Source organism: Maccoyibacter intestinihominis, from assembly GCF_040096355.1.
In the GTDB taxonomy this organism is placed as follows: domain Bacteria; phylum Bacillota; class Clostridia; order Lachnospirales; family Lachnospiraceae; genus Maccoyibacter; species Maccoyibacter intestinihominis.
The window spans coordinates 75,507-93,054 of record NZ_JBBMEX010000005.1 but is presented as its reverse complement, the minus strand read 5'-3'; the positions used below and the strand labels follow the sequence as shown (position 1 = coordinate 93,054).

Sequence of the window (17,548 nt, the reverse complement as noted above, 5' to 3'; positions counted from 1 at the left end):
TTTCCTACTATCTACTTCCTGATTCTTAGTAATTTAATCACTTTATTTTCATTACTTGATTCCTATTATTCCTAATTTTTAGATATTCTTTACTGTCGCAATATCCACAAGTGTCATCTCATCACTTGCATTCTCTAAGCTGAGTGCTAATGCATTTGCCGTATCTAAGGATGTCAGGCAGTGTACACCGGTCTCTATTGCGTTTCTTCGGATCAGGAAACCGTCTCTGCTCTTATCACGTCCCTGTGTCGGGGTATCGATCACTAAATCGATCTTATGTCCTAAGATCAAGTCCATAACGTTTGGTGACTCCTGTGAGATCTTATTGACACGCAGGGCATTGACACCACGCTCCTGCAGATATTTTGCCGTACTTCTGGTTGCATAGATTTTGTAACCAAGTGCCTCAAATCGTCTTGCGACTGCGACACCTTCTTCTTTATCTGCGTCTTTTAAGGTCATGATCATCTGCTTATATTTCGGAAGGACAATTCCTGCACCTAAAAATGCTTTGTACAGTGCCTCGTTAAATGTCTTTGCAATACCCAGACATTCTCCGGTTGATTTCATTTCAGGTCCTAAGCTGATCTCTGCACCACGCAGTTTTTCAAAGGAAAATACCGGCATCTTAATTGCGATATAATCTGCCTCCGGTGCTAAACCTGTCGGATAACCCATTCCTTTTAAGGTATTACCGATGATTACTTTTGTTGCAAGATCTACAATCGGAATTCCTGTTACCTTACTGATATATGGTACGGTTCTGGATGAACGCGGATTTACCTCAATCACATATACCTGTCCGTCCATAACAATGAACTGGATATTAATTAATCCGATGACATGAAGTGCTTTTGCCAATCGTTTTGTATATTCTACGATGGTCGCCTTGATATCCTCTCCGATCGTCGGTGCCGGATATACGGAAATACTGTCTCCGGAATGTACTCCGGTTCTCTCGATATGCTCCATAATTCCCGGAATCAGGATGTCTGTTCCATCACATACCGCATCGACTTCGATTTCTTTTCCCTGTAAATATTTATCTACTAAGATCGGATGATCCTGCGCATAGCGGTTGATGACTGCCATAAATTCTTCAATCTCTTCGTCATTCAGGGCAATCTGCATACCCTGTCCGCCAAGTACATAGGAAGGACGTACCAAGACAGGATATCCCAGACGGTTTGCAACCTCTTTCGCTTCTTCCGCTGTAAAGACGGTTCCACCGGCTGCTCTTGGGATTTCTGTTTCCTCTAATATTTTGTCAAATAATTCACGATCTTCTGCGGCATCTACATCTTCTGCCTTTGTTCCAAGAATCGGAACTCCCATTTTCATCAGACTTTCGGTTAATTTAATCGCAGTCTGTCCACCGAACTGTACGACTGCTCCGTCCGGTTTTTCTAAACGCACAATGTTTTCGACATCTTCCGGTGTCAGCGGCTCAAAGTAGAGCTTATCTGCAATATCAAAGTCTGTGGATACGGTCTCCGGGTTATTGTTTACAATAATGGTCTCATAGCCTTCTTTTGCAAACGCCCAGGTACTGTGTACGGAACAATAGTCAAACTCGATACCCTGACCGATACGGATCGGTCCGGAACCAAGTACCAGTACTTTTTTCTCCGGATGTGTCTCTTCTGCCTCGTTGATACTTCCAAAGCAGGAGTAATAATACGGTGTGCTGGCTTCAAATTCTGCCGCACAGGTATCTACCATTTTAAATGCTGCCACGATCCCGTTTTCATAACGCAGATCGCGGATTTCTTCTTCTGTCTTTCCGGTCAGTTCTGCAATAACATTATCCGGGAACTCTATCCGTTTTGCTTCTTTTAAGAGGTCTGTAGTCAGTTCTTCGCTTCTTAAACGCTCCTCCATTTCCACAAGAATGGCAATTTTGTCGATAAACCAGTGGTCTATCATTGTAATCTCATGGATCGTATCATAGGAGATTCCTTTTCTGATCGCTTCTGCGATCACCCAGATCCTGCGGTCATCTACCACTTCTAACTGTTTTAAAAGCTCTTCTTTGGAAAGCTCCGTAAAATCATAGGACATCATGGAATCCACATGCTGCTCTAAGGAACGGATGGCTTTCATCAGCGCTCCCTCGAAGTTTGTGCAGATACTCATAACCTCTCCGGTTGCTTTCATCTGTGTTGTCAGTGTTCTCTTTGCCGTGATAAATTTATCAAACGGAAGTCTTGGGATCTTTACGACACAATAATCTAACATCGGCTCAAAACTTGCATAGGTTTTGCCGGTGATGGCATTCTTGATCTCATCTAAGGTATATCCGAGTGCGATCTTCGCTGCTACTTTGGCAATCGGATATCCGGTTGCTTTTGATGCTAATGCGGAAGAACGGCTGACACGAGGGTTTACCTCGATGACACAATATTCAAATGTTGTCGGATGCAAAGCATACTGTACGTTACATCCTCCTGTAATGTTTAATTCTGATATAATATTTAAGGCAGATGTACGGAGCATCTGATATTCCTTATCGCCTAAGGTCTGGGATGGTGCTACTACGATCGAGTCTCCGGTATGCACACCGACCGGGTCGATATTTTCCATATTACATACAGTAATGCAGTTGCCGTTTGCATCACGCATTACTTCGTATTCTATTTCCTTCCAGCCTGCGATACAGCGCTCTACTAATACTTCTCCTACACGGCTTAAACGCAGTCCGTTAGAAAGGATGTCGATCAGCTCTGTCTCATTATGGGCGATACCACCGCCACTTCCACCTAAGGTATATGCCGGACGTAATACGACCGGATAACCGATGGTATTTGTAAATGCGATACCGTCTTCTACGTTGTGTACGACTAAAGATGGCGCACAAGGCTCACCGATTTTTTCCATTGTGTCCTTGAATGCCTGACGGTCCTCTGCTTTGAAAATCGTTTCCGCAGTTGTTCCGATCAGTTTCACACCATGTTCTTCTAAAAATCCGGATTCTGCAAGCTCCATTCCCAAGTTCAGTCCTGCCTGTCCTCCTAAGGTCGGAAGTACGCTGTCCGGTTTTTCTTTTAAAATGATCTGCTCTAAGACTTTTGCGGTCAGTGGCTCAATATACACCTCGTCTGCAATCTCTTTATCGGTCATGATCGTTGCAGGGTTGGAGTTGACAAGCACTACCTCGATGCCTTCTTCTTTTAAAGAACGGCATGCCTGTGTTCCCGCATAATCGAATTCGGCTGCCTGTCCGATGACAATAGGACCGGAACCGATAACTAATACTTTTTTGATATCCTGATTCTTTGGCATTACTGGTTCCCTCCCATCATTGTGATAAAACGGTCAAACAAATACGAACTGTCCTGTGGTCCCGGACATGCTTCCGGGTGGAATTGTACCGTAAAAATGTTCTTTCCGATATATTTTAAGCCTTCATTGGTTCCATCATTGACATTTACAAATGCCGGAACTGCAATGTTTTCATCTAATGCTTTATCATCCACTGCATAGCCATGGTTCTGGGATGAGATATAGACTCTTCCGGTCTCTAAATCTTTGACCGGATGATTGCCACCGCGATGTCCGTATTTTAATTTATAGGTATCTGCCCCGGTTGCTAATGCCATGAGCTGATGTCCTAAACAGATTGCAAAGATCGGCACATCGGATTCATATAATTTACGGATCTCTTCTATGATCGCCTGACATTCCTTCGGATCTCCAGGTCCGTTACTCAGCATGATACCGTCCGGTTTGGCTGCTAAAATCTCTTCTGCTGTTGTGTGGGCAGGGTAAATCGTTACTTCGCATTCTCTGTCATGTAAGGAGTCTGCAATATTTTTTTTCGCTCCTAAATCTAACAGGGCTACTTTTTTTCCTTTTCCATTTAATACGCTTTTCTCATCACAGGTTACTTTATCTACTACGTTTCCTGTCTGATATTCTTTTAACCTCGGAAGAACCTTCTCTAACTCATACTGTTCATCTGTGGTGATCATACCGTTCATGGTTCCTTTGTCACGAAGGATCTTTGTCAATGCTCTTGTATCAATTCCTGCGATCCCAGGTATATCATTTTCTTTCAAAAAGTCCTGTATCGTTCCTTCGCAGCGAAAATTGCTTGGCATTCTGGATAACTCCCTGACAATATATCCGTCCACCCATGGACGTTTTGACTCTGCATCCGGTGTGATCCCATAATTTCCAATCAGTGGATAGGTCATGACAACTGCCTGTCCTGCATAGGATGGATCGGTCATTACCTCTAAATATCCTGTCATGGATGTATTAAATACAATTTCACTGATAACCTCTTTTTGTGAACCGATACTGGTTCCCTCAAAGACAGTTCCGTCTTCTAAGATCAGAAAAGCTTTCATTCTTTACCCTGTCCTTTCTAAATTTTCTCAAAAAAAAAGAGGGAGATTCTCTTTTTTTCTTATTCTGTGCTATGCCTAAATTGTAAAAAGTTTATCATATTGTGTAAGATTTTTCAACCTTATTTTTTGTCTTATGCAATCTCTCCATGTTTTTCATAGCTGGTGATCCGCTCTATCGCATTATTTTCATCGACAAATACGACTGCCGGTAAGAACTGCTCTGCTTCCTGCGGGGTCATCTGTGCATACGCCATGATAATGACATGATCTCCGGTCTGCACCTGTCTTGCCGCCGCACCGTTTAAGCAGATCATCCCGCTTCCCGGCTCTCCGGCTATCGTATAGGTCTCAAAACGATTTCCGTTTTCAATATCTACGATCTGGACATTTTCATATTCTAAAATCCCAGCCGCCTGCATCAGCACCGGGTCCACCGTGATACTGCCAACATAGTTTAATTCCGCCTGTTTTACTACTGCACGATGGATCTTTCCTTTTAACATTTTTAAATACATCTTTGCTCTCCCTCTATCTGATAAAATTGTCTATCAATCTGGTCTTACCGATATAGACTGCCATTGCAGCTAAGATCTCTCCCCGGATTTCTGACACCGGTTCTAAACTCTGTGCATCCACGATCTCCACATAATCTATTTTTGCAAGCGGCTCCGCTTCGATATGGGCGATCATTTTTTCTTTGATCACTGCTGCATTTTTTTCTCCTGCTTCTATCAGTTCTTCTCCTAAACGGACTGCCTGACTTAACACTAATGCCGCTTTTCTCTCTTCTTCATTCAGATAGGTGTTTCTCGAACTCATTGCAAGTCCGTCTGCCTCACGCACGATCGGGCATCCTACGATCTCAATATCAAAATTCAGATCTCTGACCATCCGGCGGATCACTGCTAACTGCTGTGCATCCTTTTGTCCAAAATAGGCACGGTCCGGTGTTACAATATGAAATAGCTTGGTCACTACGCTGCATACTCCGGAAAAATGGATCGGTCTTGTCTTTCCACAAAGCACATCCGTCAAACGGTTCATATCCACAAAAGTACAGTTGTCTTTATAGTACATTTCCTCCGGTGACGGATTGAATAAAAGTTCCACGCCTGCCGCATCACAAAGTGCCGCATCTCTCTTTATATCTCTTGGGTAACTTCCTAAATCTTCATTTTCTCCAAACTGTGTCGGATTCACAAAATCACTGACCACTACGCGGTCATTTTCTTTCACGGCACGCTCGATCAGACTTTTATGGCCATCGTGAAGATATCCCATGGTCGGAACCAGTCCGACACTCAGCCCTTCCCGTTTCCATGCTTTTACCTGTGCTCTTACTTCGTCTATTGTATGGACTAACTGCATGTTTTTTCCTCCTCTGATAAGATACTTTTCTTAATATAATTTCTCTAACATTTCGTCGCTGATCCCATAGGTATGCTGTTCCGCCGGAAATACGCCGTTTTGTACTTCTTTGATGTACTGTGAAAAAGCTGCTTTCATCTGTTCGCCAATCTGTCCGAACTGCTTTACGAATTTCGGTTTAAAATCACCAAACATTGCTAACATATCCTGATATACCAGCACCTGTCCGTCACATCCTGCACCTGCGCCAATGCCGATCGTTGGTATGTTGATCTGTTTTGAGATCAATTCTGCTAATTTTGCCGGAACACACTCTAAAACAACGGCTACCGCTCCTGCCGCTTCTGCTCCTTTGGCATCCTCGATTAATTTTTTAGCTGCCTCTTCTGATTTTCCCTGCACCTTGAATCCGCCGAACACATTTAAGGACTGCGGGGTCAGTCCCAAATGAGCCACAACCGGTATGGACGCTTTGGTGATTGCTTCTATCTGTGGAAACACTTCTTTGCCGCCTTCTAACTTGACTGCCTGCGCCCGTCCCTCTTTCATCAGACGGCCTGCATTGCAGACTGCATCATAGACAGATGCCTGATAGGACATAAACGGCATATCCGCAACTATCAATGCATTTTTTGCTCCTCTTGTAACTGCTTTTGTATGATGTATCATATCCTCCATTGTTACGGATAAGGTGTCTTCATATCCTAACATGACCATTCCTAAGGAATCTCCCACCAAGATCATGTTGATGCCTGATTCATCGATCAGTTTTGCCATAGAATAATCATAGGCTGTCAGCATGGTGATTTTTTCGCCGCGTTTCTTTGCTTCCTGTATTGTTACTACTGTGTTCTTCATTTTTGCTCTCCAATCATTCACTTTCTTTCCTTAACAGTTCTTTCATCTGCCGGTAATTTCGTTCGGTATGCTTTTTCTCTGAGATTCTGACCAGTTCTGTGCCGATCGCATCATACACCGCCTTTTGTTCTTCTGACAGCACTTCTAAATGATGTCTTACCGTACCAAGATCGTTCCGTTCTATCGGGCCGGTCAGCGCCTGTTCGCATCCGTACTTCAATGCCGCTTCTACGTTATTTTTTACCAACGGTGTCAGCATTTCATAAGCCGCTGTACTCTCTATGCCGGCTTCTTCTAACATTTTTACTGCCATGGACAAAAGCCCGATGACATGGTTACTCGCCATACTGACTGCCGCATGATAACGCGTTTTTGCCTCTGTATGGATCAGTACTAACCTGTTCGGTAGTTTTTCAAACATCCGATAGATATCCGCAACTGCCTGTTCGTCGCCCTCTACGGTAAAAATTGCCTCTGTTAAATTTTGATAAGCTGTGAATTTGTTACTGAACGCGTAAATTGGATGAAGTGAACAAACAGATACTCCTGCCTGCTCTGCATTTGAAAATATATCACTTGATAATGAGCCACTAAAGTGGCAGACTGATTTTCCCTTCACATCTTTTGCTGCAATGCAATCCCATACTTCCTTTATTGCCCCGTCTGTCACGGTTATAAACAGGGTATCGCTTACCTCAATGAGTGAATCTAACTCGCTAAAATATTTTGTGTTACAGAATTTTGCCGCTTCTTTGGCACTGTTTACGGTTCTGCTGTAGAATCCGCTGACTTCTTCGCCATGGGTAACAAAATATTTTCCCATGGTTGTACCTACCTTCCCGGCACCTATAATTCCTATTCCTATCGCTATGCACCTCCATTTCTATCTGCTGCATGCTGTACAAAATGGAAAGGATGCATTATCAAAATGATACCGTTTTCATCCGAAATACTGTTCGTTAAGATTTTAACATATGGAATTGGGGATGGCAAGGGGATTTCTTGGGAACTTTGTTTATACAGGCGGCTATCCCCAGCTATTCCCACGGACATGCTGCGTTTCCTGCTCTTAGGGAGGTTCATCGAAATGCTCAGCACAAGGAAACTTGAAAGCATCGTTGGGAGCTCGCTGAACATATACCCCCCGCTATCTACATTTTTGATACAAACTCATCTATAGATTCTGCTTTAGCCGCCAGTTTTAACCAGCTATTCAGGACTTTGATATCTTTTTCATTGTGGATTCTTTCACGAACTTTATCTGGTATTGTACCGATATCTTCCAATAATTCCAAAATAGATTCTACTTTTCCTTCAATAATTCCCTCCTGATGTCCTTTCTCATATTCATCTTTTCGGACAATCTCAAAGACTGCTTCTTCATCATATTCAAAGATACTCATTTCTACCGCCTCTTTCCTGTTCTGAAGTAGAAACTCCCGCAGGATTCCTTCATTAATGCATTCTGTCACTGCACGGTCTACTGCTTCTTCTACATTCTTCATGCTCTTTGCATAGGTACGTACTTTCTTCACATAGATCGCATATTCCTTTAAAGTCCGGCACTGCTCTAATAATTTTTTGTTTTTCCCAAGATTGATATTTAGCATTGTTACCACTAATTCCAAATCCGGGTCGTCCATCGATTTTTGAAATGCATCTGATAATCTTAAATATTTCTTCTCTGCCTGTTCTTCCGAACCATTGTAGAATACTAAAAATCTCGGTGTCGGGATTTTAATCAGTGTGTTGCGATACAGATCCCTGTGATTAACCTGCCCCTGTAATTCTTTTGCAATATAGAACAAATCCCGCAACGGCATGTTGGGAGAATAAGTGGACTGATGCTCGTAAAGATTCAGATAGGAATCCATGATAAATGCCAGATCGTTTTTCATATTCATATAAATGGCATTTTCTAAGGTTACAATCTCTAAATCTTCTGCATTCGTGTAAGATGTTCCGTTAACCGCATTATAAAGGCTCAATAGCTCTTTCTTTTCACGGAATATCATGCGGAATAATCTGTCCTTATGGTTTCTTGCAACACGGATCTCGTTTTGAGTTTCTGTCATAGTATTACCTCCTGTTTGAAATTGTCTCGCAGGAGTTCTTATCCTTTTTTCTTGAAAACTCCTGCTGTTCATAATGTTGGAAAAGCATGAATTTTCTGATCTGAATTAGATTTGTAATAGACTACGGCAGAATTGCCGCCTTATATAAAAGAAAATATGCTTTGAGAGTATTATAGCATGGTGGGAAGTGGGTTACAACCGGATTTTGTACAATTCTGCTGTTCCCGTCTACATTGTGTGTATATGGAAAATTCTGGGGTAAATTGTTTAGAAATTTAAAAGAATAGCATTTTGAGAATTATTTAATGAATCTATATATGAAAAATTCTAAAATAGCCTATTAGGGATTCTCTTGAAAAGGATTATCAAAAGCATCCTCCATGAATTTTAGGAAATATTTACTGACTTAATGGATTTACATCACTGAATCTCATATACAATGCAGATATAGTTATTTCTCATTTTATCTGCTGCAGAATAGAATTTCAAAACAAAACATGCCACTCATTCTTTTGAGTGACATCTCTTATTTAACTTCTTCCTCATCTTCTCTACAAACTGTCTTAGAAAGCGTATATCCCAGCGAGCTCCCGCCAATGATGAAGAGTTTCTTTTTGTGCTATGGAGATGAAACTCCCGGAAGCATGGAGCCCCTTGGCGAACATGCTTCCTGCTTTGAAGGAGGTTCATCGGAATGCTTAGCACAAGGAAACTCGGAATCATTGGCGGGAGCTTGCTGAACATTCCCTCTTCCTAACACGCTTCCTGCTTTGCTAAAGATTCATCGAAATGTTGAACACTACCCTTAATGCTTCGGCACCAGTTTCTCTTTTCCACCCATATATGGACGCAGTGCCTCCGGAACATTTACACTTCCGTCTTCATTTAAGTTGTTCTCTAAGAATGCGATCAACATTCTTGGCGGTGCAACAACTGTGTTGTTAAGTGTATGTGCAAAATATTTTTCTTTTCCGTTTTTGATACGGATTTTTAATCTTCTTGCCTGTGCATCTCCTAAATTAGAGCAGCTTCCGACTTCAAAATATTTCTTCTGTCTTGGCGACCATGCCTCTACGTCACAGGATTTTACTTTTAAGTCTGCCAAATCACCGGAGCAGCACTCTAAGGTACGGACCGGAATGTCAAGGCTGCGGAATAGATCTACCGTATTCTGCCACAGCTTGTCATACCACAGTTTGGATTCTTCCGGCTCACATACTACGATCATCTCCTGTTTTTCAAACTGATGGATACGGTATACGCCACGTTCCTCGATTCCATGTGCTCCTTTTTCTTTTCTGAAGCATGGAGAATAACTGGTCAATGTATATGGAAGTTTTTCTTTTTCATTAATGGTATCAATGAATTTTCCGATCATGGAATGTTCACTGGTACCAATCAGATAGAGATCCTCGCCCTCGATCTTGTACATCATGGCATCCATTTCGTCAAAACTCATAACTCCGGTTACCACATTGCTGCGAATCATAAATGGCGGTACACAGTATGTGAATCCGCGGTCGATCATAAAATCTCTCGCATAGGAAATCACTGCGGAATGAAGTCTTGCAATGTCACCCATCAGATAGTAAAAACCGTTGCCCGCTACTTTTCCTGCTGCATCTAAGTCAATGCCGTCAAAACGCTCCATAATCTCTGTATGATATGGGATTTCAAAATCCGGTACGACCGGCTCACCAAATTTTTCGATTTCTACGTTACAGGAATCATCCTTTCCAATCGGTACGGATGGATCAATGATGTTCGGAATCGTCATCATGATCTTTGTGATCTTTCCCTGTAATTCTTTTTCCTTTTCTTCTAATTCAGAAAGACGGGCAGCATCTTTTTCTACCTGTGCTTTGAGCTCCATGGCTTCATCCTTTTTACCCTGGCCCATTAAAGCACCGATCTGCTTAGAAATCTTGTTGCGGTTTGCACGCAGATCATCCGCTTCCTGCTGGGTTGCTCTTGCCTGTGCATCTAACTCAATCACTTCATCCACTAATGGAAGTTTCTGCGGCTGAAACTTATTTTCGATATTTTTCTTTACAATATCCGGGTTCTCTCTTAAAAATTTTAAATCTAACATATAAATCCTCCTATAAAAAAATCAAGAACTAAGGGTTGCATTTTCGCCCAAAAGTTTTTTTCTATAGGAAACATTTCCTATAGAAAAACAAAAAACCTCCGTCCCTCTTTGCACTCTGACGTGCTACAGGGACGAAGGTATACTCCGCGTTGCCACCCGGTTTGTCAGATCTTTTTCGAATACTAAATTCATGGACCTGACCTCTCATCGACAGGATAAGGGACTGTCACCCCGCAGTTCTCACTGCCGACTGAGAAAGTGGAAAGACTGCTCCAATCTCCGGTTCTCACCAACCACCGGCTCTCTGAACACCTTTGCAATCGTAGCTTCCGTTAACGCCTGGTACTTATTCTTTGCACATTATAACGCGATTATGTCCTGTGTGCAAGTAATTTTTCTGTCATGTTGTTTTTTGTTTTCGGTCACGTTGTTTTGCTACTGCTCTTCATCATACTTTTTCTAACACTTTTATAATTCTATTGTTATATGGTTTATTCATGACGCAGGGCATCGATCGGATTGAGGTTTGCTGCTTTATAAGATGGCAGCATTCCAAAGATAATTCCGATCAGCATGGAAAATACGACCGCTCCGACTGCTGCCGGAATACTGATCGCTACCGGCATATCACTTACTTTCGAAATGACCTGTGCCAGTATGATCCCGATAATCACGCCAAAAATTCCACCCAGACTGGTCAGCACTGCGGACTCTGTTAAAAACTGTCCCAAAATAATGCCTTTTCTTGCTCCGAGTGCTTTTTTCAGACCGATCTCACTGGTTCTCTCGGTTACGGATACCAGCATGATATTCATAACGCCGATACCACCTACTAAAAGGGAAATTCCGGCGATCCAGATCAACATGGAGTTTGTGGAATCACTCAGCTCCTGAATCTCTTTCGCCTGCTCTAATAAATCCTCTGCCTTGTATTTCATCGTATCATCGGACACGCTCAGATTCTCATTTAATAAATCTGCGGTCTTTTTGCCTACACGTGTCATGTCATCGGTACTCTTTACACGCAAAATTACATTTTCCGGCTCATCATATTGATAGATGATCGGCCACGTTACTTTTGGCACATAGACTGCACCGCTCGACTCCTGCATATAAGTATAATAATCCTCTACGGAATTGATGACCGGCTCAAAGGTCTTGCTTTTCGTCACAATACCGACAACCACATATGGCTCTCCTTTGATCTCGATCGTTTTTCCGACTGCTGACTCTCCCTGAAACAATGTCTGCTCGGAATCCGAATCTAAGAGTGCCACTTTTCTCTGTTTTTTATAATCCTCTTTGTCAAAACCTCTGCCTTCCCGCAGGATAAAATCACAGGTATCCAGATAGTTCTGCTCGATACCATAGAGATATCCTCCTGCTAAGGAAACATTTTTATAAAAAATATTGTCATAGTCCTGTCTTTTGTAAAATGCAGATACATCCTCTACCTTATCGGTATCCTTGATGCTGTCTAACATCTCCTCTGAAATCGCAGGGACTCCATCCGGAACGCCTGCAGACATATCGTATTCCCAGTCGCCCTGATACAGGCTGACCGTGACCGTATTGTCTCCCGAGCCGATCAGATTCTCTTTGATCTGTTCGTTTGTTCCTTTAATTGTAGATACAATAGCTATGATTGCCGCAATTCCGATAATGATTCCCAGCATCGTCAGAAAGGAACGCATCTTATGGGACCAGATTCCCTGAAACGATAATCTTATATTCTCTATCATTCTTCCTTCCTCCTAATATGCCAATTCATCTGTCTCGCGGACTCTCACGCCCTCTTTGACATTTTTACCATATGGAAATGCAATGTATTCACTTCCGTCTAAGCCCGATAAAATCTCCACTGCCTGACCGTAGTAAGTCTTTCCGGTCTTTACTTTCTGCTTTTTCAATCTTCCGTTCTTATCTTCTTTCATCACATACGATGTACCGTCTACGGTACGCACATATGCTTTTTCAATACACAGTACGGAACTTCCCGAATTTGCATCCTGACTGATATTTAAATCTACGCCTTCTCCATTATGCAGCCCCTTGCTGTCTTTTACCAAGGCTTTATAAGTATAATAAGATGCATTTGGATTGCCATCGCCCATGTAGTTGCTGCCATCTACCGGTGTAGTGGAAATCTCCGTGATCTCTCCTTCATAGGTCTTGCCGCTCTCCCATGAACTGATCTGAACCTTCTGACCTGTCTGGATTTCTCCTAGCATCAACTCGCTCAGTGTTCCGGTCACATAGAGGCTGTCCTGTCCTCTTACTTCTAAGAACGGAGAACCGTCATTTGGCGGATCACTCGGATCACATGCTGTGTCTACGGTTCCATTGACACTGGCTTTTAATATGCCGTCTCCTGATACTTTTTTTGCTTCCTCTAACTCTAAGGCTGCTTTTCGCTTTGTAATATCCAGTTCACGGATCTCCTTTTCTTTTTCACGGATCTTTTCTGCAAGTTCTGATGCGGTATATCCCATACTGCTTTCATCATCACCACTATCACTCTCATCATCCGCACTGTCATCCGTGGTATCCGGTTCTGTGGTATCTTCATCCGTTACTTCCTGTCGGCTTGCAACAGACCATTTTGATTCCGCATCGTATTCTTCTTTTATACTGCTTCCGTTTACCAGCCATGCATTCAGGACATCTCCATCCTTTTTGTTATCCTCATGGATTTCAAAGACTGCCGTATAGGAATGTTTTTTCAGGTAATTCAGATATTCTCCGGTTACATACGCTTTCTCTGTACATAAAAAACGGTATGGTTTCTCCTGTGTTCCTTTTCCTTCGTAGGACTTCGCGGATTTTCCGATGATGTTATAGGCATCTCCGTCTTTTTCCGGAACTTCCGGTTTTGGTGCCGGCTCTTCCGGTTCGTCCGGTACGGTTGGTGTCTCTGCCACCGGAGTCATGTTTTTCAGTTTTTCTAACTCACGCTGTGCGATCACCAGATCATTTTCAGCATTTTCCACATCCAAGGTCTTCATATCGACATTGAGATTTGCTTCTTCCATATCATACCGCATCAGTGGATCGCCTTCTTTGACCTTATCGCCTTCTTTGACATAGACCTCCGCCACTTTATCACTGTCTTCAAGATAGATCACCTGTGACTTATCATCTGTAACCGTTCCACTGCTGTAGGACTCTCCGTTACCATCTCCGCCACCCATATCCATTAAAGATACCGGATAAACGTCCACCTTTGTCTTTTTATCCTTTTGCTTTTTGAAAGCAAAAATTCCGCCACCTACAGCTCCTGCTGCCAGAACAATGACCAGGACAAGAATTACGACTTTCTTTTTATTCATCCTTCTCTTCCTCCTTTTCCTCGGTCAGTTCTCCGTCTATGATGTGAACTACCCGTTTTGCACGGTGTGCAACCTTTGCATCGTGAGTGATCATTACGATCGTTACGCCTTCTTCATTTAATTTTTCAAACAGTTCCATGATCTGCTGTCCCGATTTTGAATCCAATGCTCCGGTCGGTTCATCTGCAAGCAGGATCTTCGGCTCGTTTACTACAGCTCTTGCGATGGCAACTCTCTGTTTCTGACCACCGGATAACTGGTTCGGGCGAAACTCTGCACGGTCTGCTAAACCCACACGCTCTAATGCTACAAATGCCCGCTCCTTTCGTTCCTTTGGTTTTACGCCTGCATAGCTTAAAGGCAGTGCAACATTATCTAAAGCAGTTGCCCTCGGCAGTAACTGGAAGTTCTGAAATACGAATCCTATGCTTTTAGAACGCACTGCTGCAAGTTCCCTGTCTTTATAGGATAAAATATTTTCGCCTGAAAATTCATAGACTCCGGAAGTAGGCTGATCTAAACATCCGATGATATTCATCAGAGTGGTCTTTCCGGAACCGGACGGTCCCATGATCGCCACATATTCACCCTCTTCTACCTGTAAGCAGACGTCCTTTAATACTGGGACCACCAGCTTATCCTGCTGATAATCTTTGTAAATATGTTCCAAGTTCAATATCATGGATTTTTACTCCTCTCCACTCGTCTCATTCTCATCGACCGGCTGTTCTGCATCCTGTGCTGCACCGTCTTCTTCCGTTGTCGTTTCCTCCGTCGGCTCCGCTTCGACCCCATCAACCGGCTGTCCCGTACCACTCATTGGTTCGACCGCATCATCTGCCGGCTCTGCACTGTCCTCTGTGTACGGTTCTGTACTGTCCTGCTGATCCTTATATAAAGGTGCATCATAATCTACTTCGCTCTCATTCTTAACTGCTTCTACACCTTCATACAAGCCATCCATCGGCCATGCGATATAGTCATCTTTTTTCAGACCGGATTTGATCTTGTACTCGCCAAGTTCTTCGTCATATTTTCCAAGCTCAACCTTACGTTTTTCCAGCTTGCCCTTTCCGTTATCAGCCCAGACATAGGCTTCCTTTTTTTCTTTTACGATATAGGATTCCATAAGCCAGATACCTTTTTTCTTCTGTCCCTGTCCCAGATCTGCTTCCGCAAACACATGCTGTCCTAACATCATTCCATCTGAATTTTCTAAATTAATATAGAACGGATATTTTGAAGAGGTTGTGGTATCGGAAGAATCACTGCTGTCCGTGTACTGGTCACCGTTTGACTGCGGCGATTCCATATCAATTCCTGAAATTGTACCGTTCCAGGTCTGATCTTCATCTACTCTGGAGTGGATCAGCATCTGCTCTCCCTCGGATATCTCAGACATGTTCTGCTCATTGATCATACATTTTACCCGATAGGAACCGGTCGCAAGGATGGTCATAAATGCATCGTCAGAAGAACCGTCATCCGAATCGCCGTTACTGCTGCTGACTGTCTTTACGACACCTGCCATTTTGCTCGTTACCACGGCATCCCCAAGAGATTGTTTCATTTTATCAATTTCAAGCTGTTTGCTCTTTCGGTTGTACTCAGACTGTTTTAAATCATTCTGTACACTCTGGATCTGCGTCGTATAATCGAACTTTGCTTCCTCCGGTGCCGCATCTCTTTCTGCACTTAAGGTTGCGATCTGACTGTTGTAATCGTTAATCTCGTTTGTGATACTCTCTAATTCGAGATTTGCCTGCTCGATCTGTGAATTTGTCTCGTCCATATCATAGGAAAAGAGCTGATCTCCTTCCTTGACCTCATCTCCGACTTTGACAAATACCTCTTTGACCTTTTTATCGCCATCCAGTTTGATCTTCCAGCTGTCCTGTGCCTCTACCACACCGGAAAAACGGTTCGTTGTCCCCGCATCATTGCCGCAGATTGTCTTGACTTTTTCCACATACACTTTATCTTTCGCTTTTTTTCCGCCGCCTTTTGCCAATACGATACTTAGAATGACTGCCGCTACGGCAACCACGGCGATCACAACACCGATAATAATTTTTTTCTTCTTATCCATTCTAGCCTCCTGAATACTCTGATTTTTTATCATGTCATAATTTAAAATGAGCACAAAAATCAATTTGTGCTCATTATAGCATGTCTTTTTTGTATTTTCTCGATTTTATAAAATTCTTAAGAATTATTTTAACGGATATTTATCAGTCAGTTTTTTCACAATGGCTTTGACCTCTTCTGCGGAGTCCTCACCATTTTTGATCATCAGTGCGATTGCCTCTGCAATGTCATCCATATCCTCTGTTTTCATGCCACGGGAGGTTACGGATGCTGTTCCTAAACGGATACCGCTTGTTACAAATGGAGACTTCGGATCATTTGGGATCGTATTTTTATTACATGTAATATTTACGGAATCTAATAATTTCTCCACTGCCTTTCCTGTCAGGTCATAGTTCGTTAAATCGACTAACATCAGATGGTTGTCTGTTCCTCCGGAAACGATCTTGATATCTCTGTCTATCAGACCTTTGCAGAGCGCCTGTGCATTGTCGATGATTCCCTGCTGATATGCCTTGAACTCCGGCTGTAATGCTTCTTTAAAACATACTGCTTTTGCTGCGATCACATGCATTAGAGGGCCACCCTGGGTTCCCGGAAAGATCGCTTTGTTAAAGTTGAACTTCTCATTGGACTCTGCACTTGCTAAGATCATACCGCCTCTTGGTCCGCGCAGTGTCTTATGTGTGGTCGTGGTTACTACGTCTGCATATGGGATCGGGCTTGGATGCAGTCCTGCTGCTACTAAACCTGCAATATGTGCCATATCTACCATCAGATATGCGCCGCATGCATCTGCGATCTCTCTGAATTTCTTAAAATCAATAACTCTTGCATAAGCACTTGCACCTGCAATGATCAGCTTCGGCTTGCACTCCATTGCAATTTCCATGACTCTATCATAATCGATGACACCTTCATCGTTTACTCCATAAGGTACAATATTGAAGTATTTTCCGGAAAAATTCACCGGACTTCCGTGTGTCAGGTGACCGCCATGGTCTAAGTTCATTCCCATAACCGTATCGCCAGGTGTCAGCATTGCAAACTGTACTGCCATATTTGCCTGTGCTCCTGAATGTGGCTGTACATTGACATATTCACAGCCAAACAGCTCTTTTGCACGTTCAATTGCAAGATTTTCTACAATATCCACACATTCACATCCGCCATAATATCTTTTTCCCGGATATCCTTCTGCGTATTTATTGGTTAAAATACTTCCCATTGCCTCCATCACTGCCGGACTTACCCAGTTCTCGGATGCGATCAGTTCAATATGACTGTTCTGTCTCTCCATTTCTGCTGTAATAGCATCTGCTACCTCACGGTCTACTGCCTGTACTTCCTGAAGTAAATTCATTCATTCATCCTCCATCATTGATT

13 protein-coding genes are annotated in these 17,548 nt (G+C 42.8%); all 13 read right to left on the bottom strand.

Going from position 1 to position 17,548, the window contains the following annotated elements; genetic code table 11:
• Positions 1-78: 78 nt before the first annotated feature.
• Positions 79-3,282 carry a carbamoyl-phosphate synthase large subunit gene (gene carB, locus WMO43_RS06295; RefSeq protein ID WP_353530635.1) on the bottom strand — a complete coding sequence of 1,068 codons (3,204 nt, stop codon included), beginning with the start codon at positions 3,280-3,282 and terminating at the stop codon, positions 79-81.
• On the bottom strand, positions 3,282-4,352 hold the full coding sequence (locus WMO43_RS06290; protein ID WP_177963595.1) for a carbamoyl phosphate synthase small subunit: 1,071 nt from the start codon (positions 4,350-4,352) through the stop codon (positions 3,282-3,284). Before WMO43_RS06290 ends, carB begins: the two co-directional genes overlap by 1 nt.
• 131 nt (positions 4,353-4,483) lie before the next feature.
• Positions 4,484-4,867 (bottom strand): aspartate 1-decarboxylase, encoded by a 384-nt coding sequence (gene panD / locus WMO43_RS06285; RefSeq protein ID WP_353530634.1) that lies wholly within the window; start codon positions 4,865-4,867, stop codon positions 4,484-4,486.
• A gap of 13 nt (positions 4,868-4,880) precedes the next feature.
• The gene (gene panC, locus WMO43_RS06280; protein WP_353530633.1) at positions 4,881-5,720 is read right to left on the bottom strand and encodes a pantoate--beta-alanine ligase; all 840 of its coding nucleotides are present in this window, start codon (positions 5,718-5,720) and stop codon (positions 4,881-4,883) included.
• A 30-nt stretch (positions 5,721-5,750) separates the two neighbouring features.
• Complete coding sequence (gene panB / locus WMO43_RS06275) at positions 5,751-6,578, bottom strand: 3-methyl-2-oxobutanoate hydroxymethyltransferase (RefSeq protein WP_353530632.1); 828 nt, start codon at positions 6,576-6,578, stop codon at positions 5,751-5,753.
• Between the two features lie 13 nt (positions 6,579-6,591).
• Entirely contained in the window at positions 6,592-7,431 is an 840-nt protein-coding gene (locus WMO43_RS06270; protein ID WP_353530666.1) for a Rossmann-like and DUF2520 domain-containing protein, read from the bottom strand.
• 298 nt (positions 7,432-7,729) lie between these two features.
• Positions 7,730-8,653, bottom strand: a complete 924-nt coding sequence (locus tag WMO43_RS06265; protein ID WP_353530631.1) for an RpnC/YadD family protein — start codon at positions 8,651-8,653, stop codon at positions 7,730-7,732.
• A gap of 805 nt (positions 8,654-9,458) precedes the next feature.
• Positions 9,459-10,745: a serine--tRNA ligase gene (serS, locus tag WMO43_RS06260; RefSeq protein ID WP_353530630.1), complete on the bottom strand. Its 1,287-nt coding sequence runs from the start codon at positions 10,743-10,745 to the stop codon at positions 9,459-9,461.
• A 491-nt stretch (positions 10,746-11,236) separates the two neighbouring features.
• Positions 11,237-12,487 carry an ABC transporter permease gene (locus WMO43_RS06255; protein ID WP_177962850.1) on the bottom strand — a complete coding sequence of 417 codons (1,251 nt, stop codon included), beginning with the start codon at positions 12,485-12,487 and terminating at the stop codon, positions 11,237-11,239.
• 12 nt (positions 12,488-12,499) lie between these two features.
• Positions 12,500-14,074 (bottom strand): HlyD family efflux transporter periplasmic adaptor subunit, encoded by a 1,575-nt coding sequence (locus WMO43_RS06250; RefSeq protein ID WP_177962851.1) that lies wholly within the window; start codon positions 14,072-14,074, stop codon positions 12,500-12,502.
• On the bottom strand, positions 14,067-14,756 hold the full coding sequence (locus WMO43_RS06245; protein WP_353530629.1) for an ABC transporter ATP-binding protein: 690 nt from the start codon (positions 14,754-14,756) through the stop codon (positions 14,067-14,069). The genes WMO43_RS06250 and WMO43_RS06245 overlap by 8 nt, the downstream gene beginning before the upstream one ends.
• 6 nt (positions 14,757-14,762) lie before the next feature.
• Entirely contained in the window at positions 14,763-16,163 is a 1,401-nt protein-coding gene (locus WMO43_RS06240; RefSeq protein ID WP_353530628.1) for an efflux RND transporter periplasmic adaptor subunit, read from the bottom strand.
• Positions 16,164-16,286: 123 nt separating this feature from the next.
• Positions 16,287-17,525: a serine hydroxymethyltransferase gene (gene glyA / locus WMO43_RS06235; RefSeq protein WP_177962854.1), complete on the bottom strand. Its 1,239-nt coding sequence runs from the start codon at positions 17,523-17,525 to the stop codon at positions 16,287-16,289.
• Between the last annotated feature and the right edge of the window lie 23 nt (positions 17,526-17,548).